This window comes from Pseudomonas sp. CFBP 8772, from assembly GCF_014841665.1.
GTDB lineage: Bacteria > Pseudomonadota > Gammaproteobacteria > Pseudomonadales > Pseudomonadaceae > Aquipseudomonas > Aquipseudomonas graminis_B.
Genome location: NZ_JACYUI010000001.1, coordinates 83727 through 104692, shown reverse-complemented (window position 1 = coordinate 104692; position 20966 = coordinate 83727). Strand labels below are relative to the sequence as shown.

The 20966-nt window shown below is 61.9% G+C and carries 21 protein-coding genes and 1 pseudogene; all 22 read right to left on the bottom strand.

Annotated elements, in window-relative coordinates; genetic code table 11:
- Nucleotides 1-2: 2 nt before the first annotated feature.
- Entirely contained in the window at nt 3-2132 is a 2130-nt protein-coding gene (gene flhA, locus IFT99_RS00455) for a flagellar biosynthesis protein FlhA (protein WP_065987309.1), read from the bottom strand.
- Between the two features lie 683 nt (nt 2133-2815).
- Entirely contained in the window at nt 2816-3547 is a 732-nt protein-coding gene (locus IFT99_RS00450) for an anti-sigma factor (protein WP_192130039.1), read from the bottom strand.
- Nucleotides 3544-4107 carry a sigma-70 family RNA polymerase sigma factor gene (locus IFT99_RS00445; protein WP_192130038.1) on the bottom strand — a complete coding sequence of 188 codons (564 nt, stop codon included), beginning with the start codon at nt 4105-4107 and terminating at the stop codon, nt 3544-3546. The genes IFT99_RS00450 and IFT99_RS00445 overlap by 4 nt, the downstream gene beginning before the upstream one ends.
- A 111-nt stretch (nt 4108-4218) precedes the next feature.
- Nucleotides 4219-4761: a DUF3455 domain-containing protein gene (locus IFT99_RS00440; RefSeq protein ID WP_065987307.1), complete on the bottom strand. Its 543-nt coding sequence runs from the start codon at nt 4759-4761 to the stop codon at nt 4219-4221.
- Nucleotides 4762-4997: 236 nt separating this feature from the next.
- Nucleotides 4998-5555, bottom strand: coding sequence for a fasciclin domain-containing protein (locus IFT99_RS00435; protein WP_192130037.1), 558 nt, complete (start codon nt 5553-5555; stop codon nt 4998-5000).
- 74 nt (nt 5556-5629) lie between these two features.
- Nucleotides 5630-6334 carry an anti-sigma factor domain-containing protein gene (locus tag IFT99_RS00430; RefSeq protein ID WP_192130036.1) on the bottom strand — a complete coding sequence of 235 codons (705 nt, stop codon included), beginning with the start codon at nt 6332-6334 and terminating at the stop codon, nt 5630-5632.
- 11 nt (nt 6335-6345) lie between these two features.
- Entirely contained in the window at nt 6346-6921 is a 576-nt protein-coding gene (locus IFT99_RS00425) for a sigma-70 family RNA polymerase sigma factor (protein WP_197985812.1), read from the bottom strand.
- Nucleotides 6922-7647: 726 nt separating this feature from the next.
- On the bottom strand, nt 7648-8787 hold the full coding sequence (gene flhB, locus IFT99_RS00420; protein ID WP_065987306.1) for a flagellar biosynthesis protein FlhB: 1140 nt from the start codon (nt 8785-8787) through the stop codon (nt 7648-7650).
- Between the two features lies 1 nt (nt 8788).
- Entirely contained in the window at nt 8789-9574 is a 786-nt protein-coding gene (gene fliR / locus IFT99_RS00415; protein WP_065987305.1) for a flagellar biosynthetic protein FliR, read from the bottom strand.
- Between the two features lie 7 nt (nt 9575-9581).
- Nucleotides 9582-9851 carry a flagellar biosynthesis protein FliQ gene (fliQ, locus tag IFT99_RS00410; RefSeq protein ID WP_065987304.1) on the bottom strand — a complete coding sequence of 90 codons (270 nt, stop codon included), beginning with the start codon at nt 9849-9851 and terminating at the stop codon, nt 9582-9584.
- A gap of 25 nt (nt 9852-9876) precedes the next feature.
- On the bottom strand, nt 9877-10620 hold the full coding sequence (gene fliP, locus IFT99_RS00405; RefSeq protein WP_074892974.1) for a flagellar type III secretion system pore protein FliP: 744 nt from the start codon (nt 10618-10620) through the stop codon (nt 9877-9879).
- A gap of 119 nt (nt 10621-10739) precedes the next feature.
- Nucleotides 10740-11171 (bottom strand): annotated as a pseudogene (fliO, locus tag IFT99_RS00400) (flagellar biosynthetic protein FliO); the annotation flags it as partial.
- A gap of 60 nt (nt 11172-11231) precedes the next feature.
- Complete coding sequence (fliN, locus tag IFT99_RS00395) at nt 11232-11690, bottom strand: flagellar motor switch protein FliN (RefSeq protein ID WP_192130035.1); 459 nt, start codon at nt 11688-11690, stop codon at nt 11232-11234.
- Nucleotides 11691-11752: 62 nt separating this feature from the next.
- The gene (fliM, locus tag IFT99_RS00390) at nt 11753-12721 is read right to left on the bottom strand and encodes a flagellar motor switch protein FliM (RefSeq protein ID WP_065987300.1); all 969 of its coding nucleotides are present in this window, start codon (nt 12719-12721) and stop codon (nt 11753-11755) included.
- A gap of 9 nt (nt 12722-12730) precedes the next feature.
- On the bottom strand, nt 12731-13237 hold the full coding sequence (gene fliL, locus IFT99_RS00385; RefSeq protein WP_192130034.1) for a flagellar basal body-associated protein FliL: 507 nt from the start codon (nt 13235-13237) through the stop codon (nt 12731-12733).
- A gap of 237 nt (nt 13238-13474) precedes the next feature.
- Nucleotides 13475-14902, bottom strand: coding sequence for a flagellar hook-length control protein FliK (locus IFT99_RS00380; protein WP_192130033.1), 1428 nt, complete (start codon nt 14900-14902; stop codon nt 13475-13477).
- A gap of 116 nt (nt 14903-15018) precedes the next feature.
- Entirely contained in the window at nt 15019-15411 is a 393-nt protein-coding gene (locus IFT99_RS00375) for an Hpt domain-containing protein (RefSeq protein WP_296309893.1), read from the bottom strand.
- Between the two features lie 29 nt (nt 15412-15440).
- The gene (locus IFT99_RS00370; RefSeq protein WP_065987297.1) at nt 15441-17150 is read right to left on the bottom strand and encodes an ATP-binding SpoIIE family protein phosphatase; all 1710 of its coding nucleotides are present in this window, start codon (nt 17148-17150) and stop codon (nt 15441-15443) included.
- Entirely contained in the window at nt 17150-17464 is a 315-nt protein-coding gene (locus IFT99_RS00365; protein WP_065987296.1) for an STAS domain-containing protein, read from the bottom strand. The genes IFT99_RS00370 and IFT99_RS00365 overlap by 1 nt, the downstream gene beginning before the upstream one ends.
- Before the next feature lie 873 nt (nt 17465-18337).
- The gene (fliJ, locus tag IFT99_RS00360) at nt 18338-18787 is read right to left on the bottom strand and encodes a flagellar export protein FliJ (RefSeq protein ID WP_065987295.1); all 450 of its coding nucleotides are present in this window, start codon (nt 18785-18787) and stop codon (nt 18338-18340) included.
- 6 nt (nt 18788-18793) lie between these two features.
- Nucleotides 18794-20152 (bottom strand): flagellar protein export ATPase FliI, encoded by a 1359-nt coding sequence (gene fliI, locus IFT99_RS00355; RefSeq protein WP_065987294.1) that lies wholly within the window; start codon nt 20150-20152, stop codon nt 18794-18796.
- A complete protein-coding gene (gene fliH / locus IFT99_RS00350; RefSeq protein WP_065987293.1) occupies nt 20142-20957 on the bottom strand; it encodes a flagellar assembly protein FliH in 816 nt (271 codons plus the stop codon). Before fliH ends, fliI begins: the two co-directional genes overlap by 11 nt.
- Nucleotides 20958-20966 lie beyond the last annotated feature (9 nt).

Sequence of the window (20966 nt, the reverse complement as noted above, 5' to 3'; positions counted from 1 at the left end):
CCTCAGCCGTTAGGCCCGACAGTCGCTACGATGGTGACTTGCTTATTGTCAGGAATTTCCTGGTAAGCCAAAACATGCATATTCGGTACAGCCAACCGTCCAAAGCGGGACAACATGGCGCGAACCGGACCTGCGACCAACAAAATAACCGGCTGCCCCTGCATCTCCTGACGCTGCGCCGCTTCGATCAACGAGCGCTGAAGTTTCTCAGCCATGCTCGGTTCGAGGAGAACGCCTTCTTCCTGACCCTGACCTGCCTTCTGCAGACTATTTAGCAATATCTGTTCCAACCTTGGTTCAAGGGTGATCACAGGCAGCTCCGGCTCAATGCCGACAATGCTTTGGACGATTGCGCGGGACAATCCGACCCGTACTGCAGCCACCAGCGCGGCGGTATCTTGACTACGCGCAGCGTTGTTGGCGATAGCCTCGGCGATGGAGCGGATGTCGCGAACCGGTACCTGTTCGGCGAGCAGCGCCTGCAGCACCTTCAGCAGGGCCGACAGCGACAGCACACCCGGGACCAGCTCTTCCGCCAGTTTTGGCGATCCCTTGGCCAGCAGGGTCATCAATTGCTGGACTTCCTCGTGGCCGATCAGTTCATGAGAGTGCTTGTAGAGAATCTGGTTCAAGTGGGTCGCCACCACGGTACTGGCGTCCACCACGGTGTAACCGAGGGATTGCGCCTGGGCGCGCTGGCTGATTTCGATCCACACGGCCTCCAGGCCAAACGCCGGGTCTTTGGCAGTGATGCCGTTGAGGCTGCCAAATACCTGGCCGGGGTTGATGGCCAGTTCGCGGTCGGGGTAGATCTCGGCTTCGGCCAGGGTCACGCCCATGAGCGTCAGGCGATAGGCGCTGGGCGCCAGGTCGAGGTTGTCGCGAATGTGCACGGTCGGCATGAGGAAGCCCAGCTCCTGGGAGAGCTTCTTGCGCACGCCCTTGATCCGCGCCAGCAGTTGCCCTCCCTGGTTGCGGTCCACCAGCGGAATCAGGCGGTAACCGACTTCCAGGCCGATCATGTCGATCGGGGTGACGTCGTCCCAGCCCAGCTCCTTGGATTCCTGCGCGCGGGTCGGCGATGGCAGCAGCTCTTGTTGACGCTTGACCTCCTGCACCGCCGCGAGCTTGACCTGGTTCTCTTTCTTCCACAGCAGGTACGCGCCGCCTGCGGCGACCAGGCCGAGGCTGATGAAGGAGAAGTGCGGCATGCCCGGAACCAGGCCCATGACGATCATGATCCCGGCGGAAACCGCGAGTGCCTTGTGGGAGGCGAACATCTGGCGGCCCACCAGCTTGCCCATTTCTTCCGAACCGGACGCACGGGTCACCATGATCGCGGCCGCGGTGGACAGCAGCAGTGATGGCAATTGCGCCACCAAACCGTCACCGATGGTCAGCAGCGCGTAGACCTTGCCGGCGTCGCCGAAGGTCATGCCGTGTTGCAGGATGCCCACCAGCATGCCGCCGATGAGGTTGATGAAGAGGATGAGCAGGCCGGCGATGGCGTCACCGCGGACGAATTTGCTGGCACCGTCCATGGAGCCGTAGAACTCGGCTTCCTGGGCGACTTCGAGGCGACGGCGTTTGGCTTCGGGCTGGTCGATGAGGCCGGCGTTCAGGTCGGCGTCGATGGCCATCTGTTTGCCGGGCATGGCGTCGAGGGTGAAGCGCGCGCTCACTTCGGAGATGCGCCCGGCACCTTTGGTGACGACGACGAAGTTGATGATCATGAGGATGGCGAAGACGACGATACCGACGACGTAGTTGCCGCCGATGACGACTTCACCGAACGCCTGGATGACTTTACCGGCGGCGGCGTGGCCGTCCTGGCCGTGGAGCATGACGACGCGGGTGGAGGCGACGTTGAGGGCCAGTCGCAGCAGGGTGGCGACGAGGAGGATGGTCGGGAATACGGAGAAGTCGAGGGGCCGCAGGGCGTAGATACAGACGAGCAGGACGACGATGGACAGGGCGATGTTGAAGGTGAAGAAGACGTCCAGGAGGAACGGCGGCATGGGCAGCATCATCATGGCGAGCATGACGAGGAGCAGTAGCGGTACGCCAAGTTGTCCACGGCCCAGGCCGATCAATCCGGTTCTGGCGTGGGAGATGAGTTGTGAGCGTTCCACCGATGGGCACCTGCGCGTTAAATCAATCTTTTGACGCCGAAGCGTTGTATCGGGGTTATTGCAAGAAGGGGTCCAACATTTGACAGTGGGTTGAAAATATCAGAGTGCCAGTATTCAGATCCGCGATTTCCGTCGGGTGCCGGATGAGTCAAGATCAAAAGCATCTGCCTAACGGCAGACATTTCGCCTTCGGCGAGTTACTTGGAAAAGCACCCCAAGTAACCAAAGGTGCTTGCTCCTGGTTGGGCCCCTCCTTCGTCGGGGTTCCTTCACTCCGGTCCCGCTCCGTGGGCCCGCCGCCATCCGCCATCCATGGCGGGGGGCGGCTCTCGCCGCATCCATGCGGCTCGGCCCACTCCGCGAGACCTGCGTTCAGCCTGCACCCAAGTCGCGATGGGTGGTGTCTGGACTTTTTGTGCATGAAGATCAGAAGCGCGCTTACGCTTGGTAGGACCGGCTTTAGCCGGGAATAGGCCTGTGTGACCACCACCAATTTCACTGAATGCACGCGCTGCTTTTTGTGGGACCGGCTTTAGCCGGGAAGGCGTCAGGTGGGACACCGCAAGCCTGGCGTCCCGCACCCACGGCTGATCGCCTCGAGGGCGGCTCGAGGGGACTGATTTATTTACAGCGCTTCACCGTAAATTAATCTGTCCCCGCCAAGCGCTTGTCCCCACCAAGCGCTAGATCACTTTCACTGCCCGCCCGATGAATTGAATCGGCCCGGTGGGCTTGCCGGTCGGGGAGCCGTTGGGGTTTTCGAGGGTGAGTTCGAAGAGTTGGTTGGGTTGCAGGGGCGGCAGTTTGTTTACGGAGACGGAGAGGGTCTGGCCGGGTTTGACCAGGCCCAGGGACACGGGGCCCTGCCAGCCGTCGGCCTTGGTCCAGAACTGGAGGGCTTTGTCGGTCGGGACTGGGGTGGCGCCCAGGGGTATCAGCTGGATTTCTTCAGGGTTGTTGGCCTGGATGACCCAGCCGGGGGCCAGGTTCTGTGGGGCGACGAGCACGACGAGGTACGTCGTGGGGTTTACCGGTGCTGTGCGGGTCACCAGCATTGTGGCCAGCAGCAGGGTGGCAAAAAGACCGGCGCCGGCAAGTCCGCGCCACAACGGCAGAAGATCCCACCATGAATGCGGTTTCACGGGAGGCGCTACGTCGGGGGCCCGGCGTTCGTGGCTGATCATGCTGCGCTCGATCCGCCCCCACAGCCGTGGACTTGGGGTGTGGGGTTCGGCGAGTTCGGTCAAGGCCAGCAGGCGCCCTTCCCACGCGTCCACCGCTGCGCGCAAATCGGCGTCCGTGGCGAGGCGGTTTTGTACGTCGAGTCGTTGCTCGGCCGGCAGTGTGCCTAACACGTACTCGCTGGCCAGTGCGTCCAGTTCATTGGCGCTGTCTTTCGACGGGTAGCCTGTCATCCCATGCACTCCCGCAATGCCACCAGACTGCGTTTGATCCAGGCTTTCACCGTGCCCAGCGGCGCGCCCACTTTCTGCGAGATCTCCGAATGCGAATAGCCGTCGACGTACGCATGAAGAATGCAGTTGCGACGCGCCGGTTCCAGTTGTTCAAGGCACCCATAGATACGTCCCGAGCGAGCACGGTATTCGAAGGTGTCGGCTTCGGTGGCGACGTCCAGTACACCCTCCGCCAGCACCGCGCTTTCGCTTTGCTCGCTGACCTGAACAATGTGCGCGCTATCACGCATGAAGTTCAGCGCCAGGTGCCGGGTCACGCTGAAGATCCAGCCACGGGCCGCGCCTCGCGCCGGATCGTAACTGCCCGCGCGGGTCCAGATTTTGATAAAGGCGTCGTGCACGATGTCCTCGGCCAGCGCGTCGCTGCGGACGATCCGCATGGCGACGCCGAGCAGGCGTGCGCTCTCCTGGGTGTAGAGGTCGTGCAAGGCCTGCTGCTCACCTCGGGCGCAGGCCGCCAGACAGGCTTCGTAGTCAAAACAGTCTTCAGGTAAGGACAAAATGCTCAACCGCCAACGAAAAGAAATACCCCGACCCAGAGGCCGGGGTTGCGTCGGTGCAGCGTAGATGACTTTGTGCGCCAGCGACGCTGCCTGACGTGGGACGTTGGTCTACTTGGCAGCCCAGAAAATATAGTCCGCCTGGTATTTCACGATTTCTTGCTTGCCCTTGGTCGCCATCGAGCACTCCATCTTCGGCGCGACACCTCCTTTGGTCGCCACTCGCTGGATGTAACTGACGTTGCTCATCGCACCCTTGCCTTCTGCAGGGTTCGCCTTCACCAACTGATACGGAATGTCGCCCGTGCCGGCGGGGGCGACAGCGAGTTGCGTACCGGTGATCTTCGAACCGTCAGCGGCCTGCCAGGTCGCCGGTGGCCCGAAGTACGTGCCGACCTGCTTGCCGCTGCGATCATTCAACACCGCTTTCGGGCCTACGAACGTCCATTCGGTCTGCCCAGCGGCGTTGGGCTTGTCGCGGCATTCGTAGGTGATCTCGCCCACCCCCACGGTCTCCATGGCGATCTTGTGACCGTCCGGAACCTTCACCGCGTCCGGCAACGCCATCTGTGCGTACGCCGCCGGCGCCGTGGCCAGCAGGCAAGTGGCTGCCAATGAAACACCGAACGAACCCAGTAATTTTTTAGCGTTCATGCCATCTCTCCATTAGATAAACAGGTCAGCAGCCATCGCTACTTCTTGTACTACCCGGGGGAGAACGAACTGGATGCAGGGATTTGAAAAAAAATCTGCGCGGGGATCAGCGGGAGTACGGAGGAATGAGCAAAAGGGCATTGAGTCGATCAACATGGCGCCCGTCGCAAGGCCAGACCATGGACCCGGCGGACGGAACGAGAGTCCGCCGGGTACTGCAACGATCAGTTCAGCGGCTACGGCATCAGCACCGAGTCGACCACGTGAATGACGCCGTTGGACTGCATCACGTCAGCGATGCTGACCGCGCTTTTCCCGCCTTTGGCGTCCATCACCCACAGCTTGCCGTCATGGGGCATGACGGTGAGGGATTCGCCTTGTACGGTTTTCAGCACCACCTTGCCGCCGTTCATTTTGGCGTCCGCCATCAATTGTTTGGCGGTGTGGGTACCGGCGACAACGTGGTACGTCAGAATTTTGGTCAGGTCCGCTTTGTTCTCAGGTTTGACCAGCGTCTCCACCGCGCCTGCGGGCAGTTTGGCAAAGGCTTCATTGGTGGGGGCGAAGACGGTGAACGGGCCTTTGCTGTTGAGGGTGTCTACAAGACCTGCAGCTTTGACCGCCGTCACCAGGGTCGTGTGGTCCTTGGAGTTGACCGCATTTTCGACGATGGTCTTGCTCGGGTACATGGCGGCGCCACCGACCATGACGGTGTCGGCAGCAAAGACGGGCGATGCAGCGAGGCAGAGAGCGGCAAAGGAGGCAGCGGCAACGCGTTTGGCAAGGGTCAACATGGTAGTTCTCCCAGATTTTCAGGTCCTTCGGATGAAGGTGAGAGAGATACGAAGCCGGTGCCAAAACGGATGCATCACAGTGAAGATATTTTTCCCTGGGCGACGACCGGTCCGGTTGGCAGCCCGCTCGGTGACCCGTTCAACGGCTCCAGGGTGACGGCGAGCACCGCGCCACTGGCGAGCAGGTCTGCCAGTTGCGGCGGCACGCTCAATGTCGCGGAGGCATTGGCCGGCAGCACGCCCAGCGACCGAGGCTTGCCATCGGAGGCGATTACCCAGGCCTCAGCACTTTTGCCAGGCCAGTCGGCGTGGCCCGTGCTGACGAATAGCACGCCTCGCCGGTCGGGGTTGATCGCGGCGGCAAACAGCGTATTGCCGTCGCTCTGATCCAGACGCGCCAGCAGTGCCGGGCCCGGTGTGGGTTGAGGTCCGGAGACAGGTTGCTGAAGGGTCAGTACCGATGCCAGCAACCCGGCAGCCAGCGCGGCTGTCGTCCAACGCCAGAGCCCGAGGTTGTTCCACCAGCCCGACGCCCGTGACGGCGGACGACTGGCACTCCCAAACAGCTGCTGCTCAATCGCGCGCCAGGCGCCAATGGGAGGACTGGATGCCGGCAACTGGCTGAGCCACTCGGCGAAATGCGCCTGCCATTTCGCCATTGTGCGCTCATGGCGCGGGTCCAGCGCAATCATCGCCTCCACCCGCTCACGCCCTTCGCGGCCGAGCACGCCAAGCACGTACTCCGCGATCAGCAAGTCCGGGGTTTCGTCAGGGGGCACGGGATGCTCGTTCATAGGCCAAGGCACAAGCGCAGTCGAAGCAGCCCGCGACGAATCCAGCTTTTCATTGTTCCCAGCGCAATGCCGTGGCGCTCGGCCAGCTCGGCGTAAGAGCAGCCCTCAAAGAACGCGACGCGAATGTAGCGTTGCTGGGCTTCTTCGAGGGTGTCTAGACAGCGGTCCAGTTGACTGCCTTGTTGTTCGCGCTCAAGGGCCTCCGGGATTGCGTCGTGGGTGGACGATTCCGGAATGGTTTCAAGTGGGTCGTGAGGGCGATGGGCCCTGCGCCGGTCAATCGCCTTGTTGCGCGCCATCGTCCCAAGCCAGGTCATGGCGCTGGCGAGTTGCGGATCGAAGCGAGAGGCCTTCAGCCACGCCATGATGTACACCTCCTGAAGCACCTCTTCGGCCTCGGCCCGATTGCCGGCATAGTGCAGGCAGATGCCGAACAGTTTTGCCGATGTCGCGTGATACATCGCCTCGAACGCCAACCGATTGCCCCTGCCGCACGCCTGCATCAGAACATTCAAAGCCTCGGCGCTGGATTGAGCGTCAGTGAAATGCGCTGCATTCGGTCGAATGGTCAAGTGGAGAGGCCTTGAAAGGGACTGCGGTCACTCTAGACGGTTTTTGTTGGGGCTGTAATCCCCCGACTACGCGAGCGACCCTTAAGTACGGAGATCAAGAGCAGATCGAGGGCAGATCAGTCGCCAAGGACTTGTGGGAGTGAGCTTGCTCACGAAGGGGTTGGTACATCCACCGAATTTCTGGTGTTTGAAATGCAGCATTCGCGAGCAAGCTCGCTCCCACAGGGAGGGCGTCTGGTCAGCAAAATCGCCAGCGCCCCGACCGGCCCCTTCCCGGCTAAAGCCGGTCCGACTAAAAAGCAGAGCGTGCAATCAGCGGGATTGGCGATGACTGTAGGACCGGCTTCAGCCGGGAAGCTTGTGATGTGCTTTTGATCTTCATACACAAAAGGTTCAGTCACCGCCAATCGCGACTTGGGTGCAGGCTGAACGCAGGTCTCGCGCAGTGGGCCGAGCCGCAGGGATGCGGCGAGAGCGCCGTCAGGACATGGATGTCCGTTCGGCGCGGGCCCACGGAGCGAGACCGGAGTGAAGGAACCCTGAGGAACGAAGGGCCCAACCAGGAGCAAGCACCCTTGGTTACTTGGGGTGCCTTTCCAAGTAACTCGCCGAAGGCGAAATGTCTGCCGTTAGGCAGACCTCTCCCCGCCGCCCCGCGCAATCGGGGACAGATTAATTTACGGTGAAGCGCTGTAAATAAATCAGTCCCCTTTACGGTAGTCCCCTTTACGAATCACGCCTCAAATCCGGCGGAATCGGCAAATTATCCCTCAACGGATCAGGCCGCTTGCCACGCCCCGCCCGATACTGCCGAATCTGATACACATACGCCAACACCTGCGCCACCGCCAGATACAACCCCGCCGGAATCTCCTGATCCAACTCCGTGCTGTAATAAATCGACCGCGCCAGCGCCGGCGACTGCAACAACAAAATCTCATGCTGCGCCGCAATCTCCCGAATCTTCAGCGCCATGAAATCACTGCCCTTGGCCAACAGAATCGGCGCCCCGCCCCGCTCAGCGTCATATTTGAGCGCCACCGCATAATGCGTCGGGTTCGTGATAATCACATCCGCCTCCGGAATCGCCGCCATCATCCGCCGCTGCGACATATCCCGCTGCAACTGACGAATCCGCTGCTTGACCTCCGGCCGCCCCTCACTGTCCTTGTGCTCATCGCGCACCTCCTGCTTGGTCATCAGCAGCTTCTTGTGCGACTCCCACAACTGCACCGGCACATCGATCGCCGCGATGATCAACAGGCCCATCGCCATCCACAGCGTGCTCCAGCCCACCAACTGCAAACTGTGCACCACCGCCATCTCCACTGGCTCCTTGGAGATGGACACCAGGTCGGCCTTGTCCTTCATCAGCACCACCAGCGCCACCGCCAGCACAATCAAAAACTTCGCAAACGACTTCAACAGCTCAATCAGCGCCTTGGGCGAGAACATCCGCTTGATGCCGGCGGCCGGGTTCATGCGGCTGAACTTGGGTGCCAGGGAGCCGGCGGCAAACAGCCAGCCGCCGAGGGAAATGGGGCCGACGAACGCCGCCACGGTCAACGCCAGCAGAATCGGCTGCACCGACAGCAACGCGGCTTTGCCCGAAGCCATCAGCATGATCGCCATGCTGCGCTCGTCGAGAATCGCCTCGCGGGTGATGGTGAAATTGTCGCGCATCAGCTGCATCATCATTTCCGCCATGGAGCCGCCGAACGCCAGCAGCCCCGCCGCGCCCACAATCATCACCACAACCGTGTTCAGCTCCTTGGAGCGGGCGATCTCGCCCTTCTCCCGGGCGTCGCGTTTGCGTTTGTCCGTGGGGTCTTCTGTTTTGTCCTGACCACTCTCGCTTTCGGCCATGTCAGCGCGCCTTGACCAGGTCTCTGAGCAACTGCAGGGCGTCGACCGCCAGCGGTTGGTATTGATTGAGAATGTCGCCGAGGGTGATCCACAGAATCACCATGCCCAGCACCAGCGTCAGCGGAAAACCGATCGAGAAGATGTTCAGCTGTGGCGCCGCGCGGGTCATCACGCCCATGGCGATGTTCACCACCAACAGCGCCGCGATGGCCGGCAGCACCAGCACCAGTGCCGCGCCGAGCACCCAGCCCAGACGCATCACCAGCAGCCAGATGTCCGAGGTACTGATGCCCTGCCCCACCGGCAAGGTGGTGAAGCTCTCGATGAGGATTTCGAACACCACCAGGTGGGCATTCATGGCCAGGAACAACAGGGTCACGAGCATGGTGAGGAACTGCCCGATGGTCGCCACCGACACGCCGTTCACCGGGTCGACCATGGACGCGAAGCCCATGCCCATCTGAATCCCGATGATCTGCCCGGCGATGACGAATGCCTGGAAAAACAGCTGCAGCGACAGGCCCATGCCGGCGCCGATGAGGATCTGCTGCGCGATCAGCAGCAGCCCACTGAGGTCGAGGGCGTGCACGGCGGGCATGGGCGGCAGGCTCGGCGCGACAACGACCGTGATCGCCAGCGCGAAATACAGCCGAACCCGCTTGGGCACCAGCGTGGTGCCGATGATCGGCATGGTCATCAGCAGCGCGCCGATGCGAAACAGCGGCAGCATGAACGCCGCCACCCAGGTGCTGATCTGGGTGTCGGTCAACGCCAGCACAGGTTCCATCGAGGGGTCAGCCGATCACTTGGGGAATGCTGGTGTACAGATTGGTGATGTACTCCATGAAGGTGCGCACCATCCACGGGCCGACCACGATCAGCGTGACCAGCATGACCAACAGGCGTGGCAGAAAGCTCAAGGTCTGTTCGTTGATCTGCGTCGCGGCCTGGAACATCGAGACGATCAGGCCGACGATCAGGCTCGGCACCACCAGGATGGCGACCATGGTCGTGGTCAGCCACAGCGCTTCGCGAAACAGGTCGACAGCTACTTCCGGGGTCATGCTGCGCACTCCACGTCAGACGAATTCATACACCACCAAAGCTGCCGGCCAGGGTGCCGATGATCAGCGCCCAGCCATCCACCAGCACGAACAGCATGATTTTGAACGGCAGGGAAATGATCAGCGGCGACAGCATCATCATGCCCATCGCCATCAGGATGCTCGCCACCACCAGATCGATGATCAGGAACGGGATGAAGATCATGAAGCCGATCTGGAACGCGGTTTTCAATTCCGAGGTGACGAACGCCGGCACCAGAATCGTCAGCGGCGCCGCATCAGGGGTCGCGATGTCGGTGCGCTTGGACAGGCGCATGAACAGTTCAAGGTCGCTGGAGCGGGTCTGCGCCAGCATGAAATCCTTGATCGGCACTTCGGCCTTGGCCACGGCGTCCTGGGCGGTGAGTTTTTCCGCCAGGTACGGCTGCAGGGCATCGTTGTTTACCCGGTCGAACACCGGCGCCATGATAAACATGGTCAGGAACAGCGCCATGCCGGTGAGGATCTGGTTGGACGGCGTCTGTTGCAGGCCGAGGGCCTGCCGCAGGATCGAGAAGACGATGATGATCCGCGTGAAGCTGGTCATCAGCATGACGAACGCCGGGATGAAGCTCAGCGCGGTCATGATCAGCAGGATCTGCAGGCTGACCGAATATTCCTGCTGGCCGTTGGCGCCGGTACCCAGCGTGATGGCAGGGATCGACAACGGATCGGCGCCGAACGCCAGCGGCGCTGCAAGCAACAGCAGCAGCGTCAAAACAATGCGCATCAGTTCGTGTCCTTCTGATCCGTAGTACGTGTCGCGCCCGTCGTGCCTGGCGTACCTGCTTTCTTACCTGCGCCACCGAAAATATTCTTGCCTGTGCGTTGCCCCGCTCCGCCCTTGTTGCCCAGCGCTTCCAGCAGGCGCTTTGCGAATTCCGGCTGGACGCTTTGTGGGTCAGGCACGTCAACCGGCTCGTTCATCACGTGCAACGCAGTGATGCTCCCGGGGGAGACGCCGAGCAGAACCTGTTCGTTGCCGACCTGCACCAGCACCAGCCGATCGCGAGTCCCCAGGGCGCGGGAGCCCACCAGTTTGATCACCTGATTGCCCGCCGGCCCGGCGCGCTGCACCCGACGCATCAGCCAGGCCAGTACGAAGATCAGCCCGATCACCAGCAGCAGACCCAGCACCAGCTGCAGCAGCTGGCCGCCGATCCCGCCGTTCAGGGTTCCGGCCACCGGCGCGGCGACCGCTGGCGTGGTGGTCGCCGCCGTCGTCGCTGTCGTCGCTGTCGTCGCAGCAGGCGTGGCCGGCGTCGCCGGATCGGCCGCCATCACCGCCCAGGACAATGCCAGCAGCGGCAGGCTCGACAGGGTTCTGAACAGGCCGCGCACTTAACGCAGCTTCTTGATACGTTCGCTCGGGCTGATCACGTCGGTCAGACGGATGCCGAACTTTTCGTTCACCACAACCACTTCGCCGTGGGCGATCAGGGTGCCGTTGACCAGCACGTCCAGCGGCTCGCCAGCCAGACGGTCCAGCTCGATCACCGAGCCTTGGTTGAGCTGCAGCAGGTTGCGGATGTTGATGTCGGTGCTGCCCACTTCCATGGAAATCGACACCGGGATATCAAGGATCACGTCCAGGTTCGGGCCGTCCAGGCTGACCGCGCCGTTGCTTTTTGGCAGGCCGCCAAACTCTTCCATCGTCATGCGATTGGCGTTGTTGCCGGCGTCGGCCGCCAGCAGCGCGTCGATGTCCGCTTGCCCGTCCCCGGCCTCACCCAGTGCAGCCGCCCACTCGTCGGCAAGAGCCTGGTCGTCAGCGGAATTCATTTCGTTGTCATTAGCCATGGTTGTCCTCGGGGAACTGTGATTCGTTTACGCAGCGCATTCGTTTTGCCGGCGACGGAGGGTCACCGGCGTTCTATGGGTTCGACGACTTGCAGGGCGAGGTTGCCCTTGTGCGAACCCAGTTTGACCTTGAAGGAAGGCACGCCGTTGGCGCGCATGACCAGGTGTTCCGGGAGATCGACCGGAATCACGTCGCCCGGCTGCATGTGCAGGATGTCGCGCAGTTTGAGCTGACGCGTGGCGACTGCGACGCGCAACGGCACCGACACGTCGAGCACGTCCTGCTTGAGCGCGTTGACCCAGCGTTCGTCCTGATCGTCGACATCCGACTGGAAACCGGCATCGAGCATTTCGCGCACCGGCTCGATCATCGAATACGGCATGGTCACGTGAAGATCGCCGCCACCGCCGTCCAGTTCGATATGGAACGTGGACACCACGATGGCTTCGCTCGGGCCGACAATGTTGGCCATGGCCGGGTTCACTTCCGAGTTGATGTACTCGAAGTTGACTTCCATGATCGCCTGCCAGGCTTCCTTCAAATCAATGAAGGCCTGATCCAGCACGATGCGCACCACGCGCAGCTCGGTCGGGGTGAATTCACGCCCTTCGATCTTGGCGTGACGGCCGTCGCCGCCAAAGAAGTTGTCCACCAGCTTGAACACCAGTTTGGCGTCGAGGATGAACAGCGCGGTGCCACGCAGGGGTTTGATCTTGACCAGATTGAGACTGGTCGGCACGTACAGCGAGTGCACGTATTCGCCGAACTTCATCACCTGCACGCCCCCCACGGCCACATCGGCCGAGCGACGCAGCAGGTTGAACATGCTGATGCGGGTGTAACGGGCGAAACGCTCGTTGATCATTTCCAGGGTCGGCATGCGCCCGCGGACGATGCGATCCTGACTGGTCAGGTCGTAACTCTTTACGCTGCCGGGGTCGGCAACGCTATCGGTCTGTACCAGACCGTCGTCGACGCCATGCAACAGCGCGTCGATCTCATCCTGGGACAGCAGGTCTTGCACGGCCATGTCGTGGTCCTACTGCAGTACGTAGTTAGTGAAAAGTACCTGTTCGATCACGCTCTTGTTCAGCTCTTTCTGGCCCACTTCCTGGACCACGGCTGCCGCCTTCTGGCGCAGCATTTCCATGCCCACCGGCGTTGCGATGGTATCGAATGGCTGACCGGAGAACATCATCACCAGGTTATTACGGATGACCGGCATGTGCGCTTTCAACGCTTCGAGGTCGGCCTTGTCACGGGCCAGCAAGGTGATGCTGACCTGCATGTAGCGCTGACGGCCATTGACGTTGTAGTTGACGACGAAGGGTGGCGTCAGAGGTTCGAAGATCGCCTCTTTTTTGGCATTCGCCGCTTCGGCAATGGCAGCTGCATCCGGCTTGCTCTCGGCCTTATGCATGATGAACCAGGTCGCGCCTACCGACACACCAACGGCCAGCAGCAGCCCCACCACGATGAGGATGATGACTTTCAACTTGCCCTTTTTTGCAGGGTCCGCCACTGCTGCGTCGTCACTCTTTGCCATGCCAATAATCCGTCACTATCCAAGGGGTTCGGTGTTGCGTGACAGAGGAAGAGCAAGGGTTGTGCCACATGGGCGGCTTCAAGCTGCAAGTAATGAGCGGCAAGTAACAGCAAAAAGCGGCAGCGCCCGAGAAACCGGGGTCTCCCACGCACTACCGCCTTTGATCTTGCCTTTACTTGCCGCTTGCCGCTAACCACTTGCCGCTACTGACAACGCCCAAGCGTTGGCAGGGCGTTTTCAGGCGTAGTAGTCAACCGCGCTTGAACCCACGACGGTAAGCGGCGCGTTGGCAGCGGCCGAAGCGGCATCCACCGGAGCTCCGTCGGCGATGAGGTCGCTGCCGCCGACACCGCTGCTGCGGTCACTGCCGCCGTTGCGTTGCCCGTCACCGCCCGACTGCTGTTGAGCCTGTTGCTGCCAGCCCTGGGACTGGTCGGAGACGTTGACGTTGACCTGACCCATGCCCTGCTGAACGAAGGAATCACGCAGGCGCGACATCTGGCTTTCCAGCGCTTCGCGCACGCCGACATGGGCACTCATGAACGTGACCTGGGTCTGCTGGTCCGCCGCCATATTGACGCGGATGTCCAGACGGCCCAATTCAGCGGGCTCCAGCTGAATGTCCGCCTGCTTGAGGTTCTGGCTCGACAGGTACATCACGCGGTTGACCACGCCTTCGGTCCAGCCCCCCTGATTCATCGCCAGTGGCTGATTGAGCAGTGGCGTGGCCGGGGCCGACGCCGTGGTGTTCTTCACCTGAGCGGCCTGGGACAAGGCCGCCAGTCGATCAGCAAAGTTATCCATCCGCGTATCGCTGGTGGCGCCCTTCACGTCTTTCAGGCCGTCAGCCAGCAGGCCGCTGAATGCTTTGTCGCCGCCGCCTTCGGTGGTGCTCTTGTCCACGGGCTGGTCACCCAGCGCCGCCAGGTTATTGGCCAGCAGCTGCGAAGGATCGGCGTTCGGGTCTTGCTTGCCCCCGCCTTTGCCGTCGCCATGCACGCCGTTATTCTGCGCCGTCTGCTGCGCCTTGTTTTCCAGGGCGACTTGCACGGCGGTCAAGCCTTCCAGCGGATCGGCAGAGGGATCGAAATCGTCGCCGGCTGCGTCGGTCGCGTCGGTCGGGGCTTGCACCGAAGGAGGCGGCATCACGGGCAGCGCGGAGGCGAGAAGCGCCGGATCCACTACGGGCTCAACGGCAGGCGCGACGGCCACAGGCTCTTGAACCGCCGGCGTCACGGCCAGTGTCGGGTCAAGCACGGGATCGACCGAAGGCGCATCCGCCACCGTCGGATCCTGGCCGGTGTCGGAGGCGTCGTCCTTATCGTCGGCGTGGCCCTTGCCCGCGCCGGGCTCATCGTCCGCTTTGCCGTTCACCGGCTTGGCAGGCAACCCATTGCCGTTATCGGCAACGGTCTTGTCATCGGCGGCAGACGTATGGCTGACGGCGGGCTTGTCGTCCGCTGCCGAACTCTTGGCGCTTGCCGCTTTTGCCGTCGCGTTGTCCGCGCTGTGGGACTTGACCGGCGCCTGCTTGGCGAACACGTCAGAGAAGCTGGAAGTGTTGTGCTTGACGGGGTCCGGCGCCTTTGCCGCCGAGGTATTCCCGGCTTTCTGGACTTTGGCCGCTGTCAAAGCCGTCAGTAATGGGTTGTTGGCGAGGGCCATGTGAATCTCCGCAAGAGCGCAATTACACAGAGACAAAGCAAATGCCGGGCCAAGTGCGCCGACTGGCTGGATCAAAGGTGGGTCAGAGGTTGAAAGCCGGGTTGGGGATACCCGGCTCAGTGGCTGGCATGGCAGAGCTGCAGTTCGTCTTCGAAAATCTTCCTGACGGCGCAGAATTCCTCCTTGATCTCGGACACCAGCAGCCTTATCCGGGCGTCGTCCGCGGCCACCAACCCGCGCCCCTGTTCTTCCAGTTGCAGGCAGAGTTCGGACAAGTGCGTAGCGCCCATGTTGCCGGTGCTGCCTTTGAAGCTGTGGGCCATGAGGCCGAGGCGTTGCAGCGAGGCGGTGGAGGCGGCAGTGAAGGAAGGGTCACGCAACAGCAGGGTCATGTCGTTGACCCGATTGACGGAATCGGAAATGAACACCTGCAGCAGCGCCGGGTATTCCGCTTCCATCACGTCACGCAGCGTGCTGAGCACGTTGAAGTCCACAGGATTATTCGACACTTGTTCACTCCTTGATCAAGACGCGCGGATTATGCCAGACCCTCCCACGCAAATTCCACGCTGGCCGTCCGCCCCTCATCGGACCACTGGCAGCGGTCGCTGAGTTGCCGGACCAGCGCAAGGCCGCGCCCGGACAATTGGGTGACCGCAGGCGGCAGCGCCAGCACCCGATCGGAATCGAAACCCGCACCGCTGTCCTGCACCCGCACTGTCAGGCGACCGCCCTCGCCGTCCGGGACGATCTGGAAATCGATGCGGATAAAACCCTCCACCAGACAATCCAGGCGTTCGGCGCGCTGCTGGTAGTAAAGCCCAAAACCTGCGGCGTCGCGCTTCAACGCCGAGTCGAGCCCGAGCACGCCGTGTTCCAGCGCATTGCTGTACAGCTCCGACAGCACGATATACAGCTCGCTGCTCTGCATGCGCAAGCCATGGACTTCCTGCAGCAGTTGCAGCAGATAAGGCAGGGGATTGAAGCGCTTGAGCGTTGCCGCGCGGTACTCGAACGAAGCGCACCAATCCAGCGGACTGGAATCGCCGCTGTCGGTATAAATGACCGAGGGCGGGCCGAGCAAGTCAGGCTCGGTAAATGCCACCTCGACCATGCTCACGTCGTCCCGCGCCTGGCCGCGAAACCGCGCCAGGGCCCACTGCACTTCTTCGATCAGCAGCGCCGGGTTGCGATTGCTCACCAGCACATTTTGCAGACGCCGGGCGCCGAACAGCTCGCCGTCCTGACCGGTGCTGTCGACAACGCCGTCGGACAGGAGAAACACCCGATCCCCCGGCCCGAAGGGATACACCTGGGTGTTGTCGTCGAAACTGCCGGCGCTCAACACACCGAGGGGCACGTTCGCCGAAATCAGCGGCGTGTGCGGCCGGCCATCGCCATGCAGCAGGTAACCATCCGGCAGGCCGCCGTTCCACACCTCGACCAGTTGCTGCTTGAAGTTCAGGCACAGCAGCGCGGCGCAGCAGAACATGTCGACCGGCAGGATGCGTTTGAGCTTGGCGTTCATCTCCCGCAGGGTTTCGGGCAAACCGTACCCTTTGGCGGTCATGCCGTAGAACACCTCGGCCAAGGGCATGGCGCCTACCGCGGCGGGCAAGCCATGGCCGGTGAAATCCCCCAGCAGCAGGTGCATGTTGCCGGACGGCGACCACGCGGCCAGCAGCAGGTCGCCGTTGAACAGCGCGTAGGGCGATTGCAGGTAGCGGATGTTGCGCGAGCTCAGGCACCCGGAGTGGGCAATCTGATCAAACACGGCCTTGGCCACGCGCTGCTCGTTGAGCAGGTATTTATGGTGGCGGGTGATCAGGTCGCGCTGGTGCAGCACAGTTTCCTGCAACACGCGCAGGCGGTTCATGGCGTTGATCTTCGCCGCCAGCACCACTTGGTTGTAGGGCTTGGCAACGAAGTCGTCGCCGCCGGCGTCGAGGCATCGGGCGAGGTCTTCGCCTTCGGTCAGCGACGTCAGGAAGATGATCGGCACCAGCGCGTCACCCGCCAGCGTCTTGATCTGGCGCGCCGCTTCGAAACCGTCCATGACCGGCATCATCGCGTCCATCAGCACCAGTTGCGGCCGCCGACGCTCGAATAGCCCGACGGCTTCGGCGCCGTCACTGGCGGTCAGAACATCATGGCCCTGGCGGCTGACGATGGCGGACAGGAGCATCCGGTCGCTGACGTTGTCATCGGCGATGAGGACCGTCAGGCGATCGGAGGCAGACGAGATCATCAGGCGGTTATGACGATGTTGAAGAGTTTGGAGAAGTTGGAGATGTCGAGGATTTTCTTGACGTCGTTGTTGCAGTTGACCAGTTGGATATCGGCTCGTTCGCCGCCGGCGTGGTCACGCAGCAGCAGGAGCATGCCCAGCGCGGAGCTGTCAAGGTAGTGGGTGTCTTTCAGGTCGACCTTGTAGCGGCTGGCCTGTTTTTCTTTGGGTTCGTAGGCGCTCCGGAATTCCTGGTGCGTCGAAAAATCGAAGCGTCCTTTGATGGTGATGGTCAGTTCTTGGCCATCGGCGGAGCGTTCGGAGGTTACTGACATTGGCAAATTCCTTGTATGAAACAGCGCCAGACGCTTGAGTTTTAGCAGCCCTTGTGAGGCGTTGCAAATCGTTAGCTTTTACTTGGGTTTCAGGGGCTCTAGATCAAGAGCGTCTGCCTCACGGCAGACATTTCGCCTTCGGCGAGTTACTTGGAAAAGCACCCCAAGTAACCAAAGGTGCTTGCTCTCGGTTGGGCCCCTCCTTCGTCGGGGTTCCTTCACTCCGGTCTCGCTCCGTGGGCCCGCTGCCATCCGCCATCCATGGCGGGGGGCAGCTCTCGCCGCATCCATGCGGCTCGGCCCACTCCACGAGACCTCCGTTCAGCCTGCACCCAAGTCGCGATTGGCGGTGTTTGGGCTTTCTATGTACGAAAATCAAAATCAGATCAAAAGCAGATCAAAAGCTTCCCGGCTAAAGCCGGTCCTACGGGTGTACGCGGTGTGAGTGGGACCGGCTTCAGCCGGGAAGAGGCCAGTCTGGCCGCCATGAATTTTGCAGCGTGCCTCCCGACGCCTTCCCGGCTAAAGCCGGTCCCGCTATGTCGTTGTCCTCGCCGTTGCAGTTGCCGTCGCCCTCGCTTTTGCTCTTCCCACACAAAAGGTCCAAACACCACAAAACGCGACATGGGTGCAGGCCGAGCGCAGGTTTTGCGCAGTGGGCCGAGCCGCATGGATGCGGCGAGAGCGCCGTCAGGACATGGATGTCCGTTCGGCGCGGGCCCACGGAGCAAGACCGGAGCGAGGGAACCCGACGCAGGAGGGCCAAACCAGGAGCAAGCACTTTTGGTTACTTTTAGTGCTTTTTAAAAGTAACTCGCCGAAGGCGAAACAATCTGCCCCCAGGCAGATGCCCTTGATCTTGATCTCAAGCCCTTAAAACTGCTCGGTCCTAGGGAGTCGCTGAACCAACTCATCCAGCAATTTCTGCTCGCGTTTATCTTCCAGCGCGCGCGCCTCATCGATATACCGCTGCACCAACTTACGCAGCCCCTCCACCCGCGCATACGCCTTCTGCCACTCTTCGCGCGCCTTGTTCAAATTATTCTGATGCCACGCCAGACTCTGACGCTGCTGCGCCACCGCCGTCTCCAACTGATTGAGAAAGCGCTGATAATTCATCAGCCACTGACCCGACACCCCATGGGCGCCCTTGTCGATCCACTGCTGCTGATAATCAGAACGAAATTTATCCAGCTCACCCAACTTGGTTTCAGCCAGCCGCACCTGCCCCTGGAAATGCCCCAGACGCTGGACGGCAGCCTTCTCGACCTTTTCTGCCATCTCGACCACCGGCGCCAGACGGCCTGCGCGACTCAGAGCCATGGCCGATTAACCGCCGGCCTGAGGATTGAAAATCTTCGCCAACTGCTCCTCACTGCTCTGCATGCTCTCGTTCTCCTGCAAGCCCTGGCGCAAATACTTCACCAACTGCGGCTGCAGCGAAATCGCCAGATCCGTCTCGCGGTCCCCGCCGGCCACGTACGCGCCGACACTGATCAAATCGCGGCTCTGCTGATAGCGCGACCACAACTGCTTGAAATACTGCGCCTGCACCATGTGCTGCGGATCGACCACAGACGGCATCACCCGGCTGATCGACGCTTCGATATCGATGGCCGGGTAATGGCCTTCTTCGGCCAGCCGCCGCGACAGCACAATGTGGCCGTCGAGCACGCCCCGGGCCGAGTCAGCGATCGGGTCCTGCTGGTCGTCGCCTTCGGACAAGACGGTGTAGAACGCGGTGATCGAGCCACCGCCCGCCTCGGCGTTACCGGCGCGCTCCACCAGCTTGGGCAGCTTGGCGAACACCGACGGTGGATACCCTTTGGTCGCAGGCGGCTCGCCGATGGCCAGGGCGATTTCCCGCTGGGCCTGGGCGAAACGCGTCAGCGAATCCATCAGCAACAGGACGTTCTTGCCCTTGTCGCGAAAATACTCGGCGATGCGCGTGCAATACATCGCGGCGCGCAGACGCATCAACGGCGCATCATCCGCCGGAGAGGCCACGACGACCGAACGCTTGAGGCCCTCCTCGCCCAGGCTGTGCTCGATGAACTCCTTCACCTCGCGGCCCCGTTCGCCGATCAGCCCGACGACGATAATGTCGGCCTCGGTGAAGCGGGTCATCATCCCCAGCAGCACACTCTTGCCCACGCCGGTGCCGGCGAACAGGCCCAGACGCTGGCCGCGCCCGACCGTCAACAAACCGTTGATGCAGCGAATGCCCACGTCAAGCGGCTGGCTGATGGGGTTGCGCTTGAGCGGGTTAATGGTCGGGCCGTCCATCGGCACCCAGTCTTCGGCTTTCATCCCGCCCTTGCCGTCGAGAGGACGACCGGCGCCGTCGAGGACGCGGCCGAGCATGGTCATGCCCATCGGCAGACGGCCGGTGTCCGGCAGCGGCACGACGCGGGCGCCGGGCGCAATGCCGGAGACGCTGCCGACCGGCATCAGGAACACCTTGCTGCCGGCAAAGCCCATGACTTCGGCTTCAACTTCGACCGGATGATGACTGCCGTCGTTGATCACCATGCAACGGCTGCCCATGGCGGCGCGCAGGCCCTCGGCTTCGAGGGTCAGGCCGACCATGCGCAGCAGCCGTCCTTCGACGATCGGCTGCGTAGGCAGGGAGATCGCGTCAGGGTACGTGCTCAGGCGCTTGGCGAAACTGGTGCGTTCAAGGCGCATCGACAGCACCCAGTGGGTAAGTGGTTTTCTCGGCGCTCTGGAGCGCCTCTTCCAGTTCGATCGTCACATCGGGCGGCGCCGGGTGCAGGGCCTGCTCGTGGAGCTGGTCGAACATTTTGCCAAGGGCCTGACTGATCCGCGCCTCGACCGTGGCGTCGATGCGGCTGTGCTCACTCTCGACCCGGCAACCACCCGGCTGCAGCGTCTCATCCTCGAGAATGCGCCAGGTTTCTTCGTGACGCTCGCGCATGGCCTTGACCAACGCGAAGTCCTGCGGATTGACCAGAATGCGCACGTTGGCCGCGCCCATCGGCAGCAGCCGCAAGGCTTCGCGCAGCACCGTGCCGATCTGGCTGGAGTCGGTTTTGAGCTCGCGCTGAATGACCTGGCGGACCACATGCTCGACCAGCGACACCATCGATTTCTCGATCTGCGCATCCTGATCGGCGATGGGTTCGAACAGATGCCCCATCAGGACTTCCATGCTGTCGAGCTTGGCCGCCAGCGCCACTTCCGCTTCCTGACGAACCTTGAGCTGAGTGCTGTGAAAACCCTCTTTTTCGCCGATGGCAAACCCCTCGTTGTAGGCGTCCTGACGGATGCTCTCCAACTCTTCCAGGGTCATCGGCTGGACTTCTTCCAGCGGTACTTCTTCGCTTTCGGCGAGCTCGGCTTCCTCGATAACCGGTTCCGGCTCGGGTGCTTCCACGTGCGGGTCGAAGCTGGGCAAGGCCCAGACGTCGATCCCGCGCAAATCCTGGGCGCGGATGAGCTCACTGGGTGGTGCTTTATCGGAGCTGGACATCAACGGCAC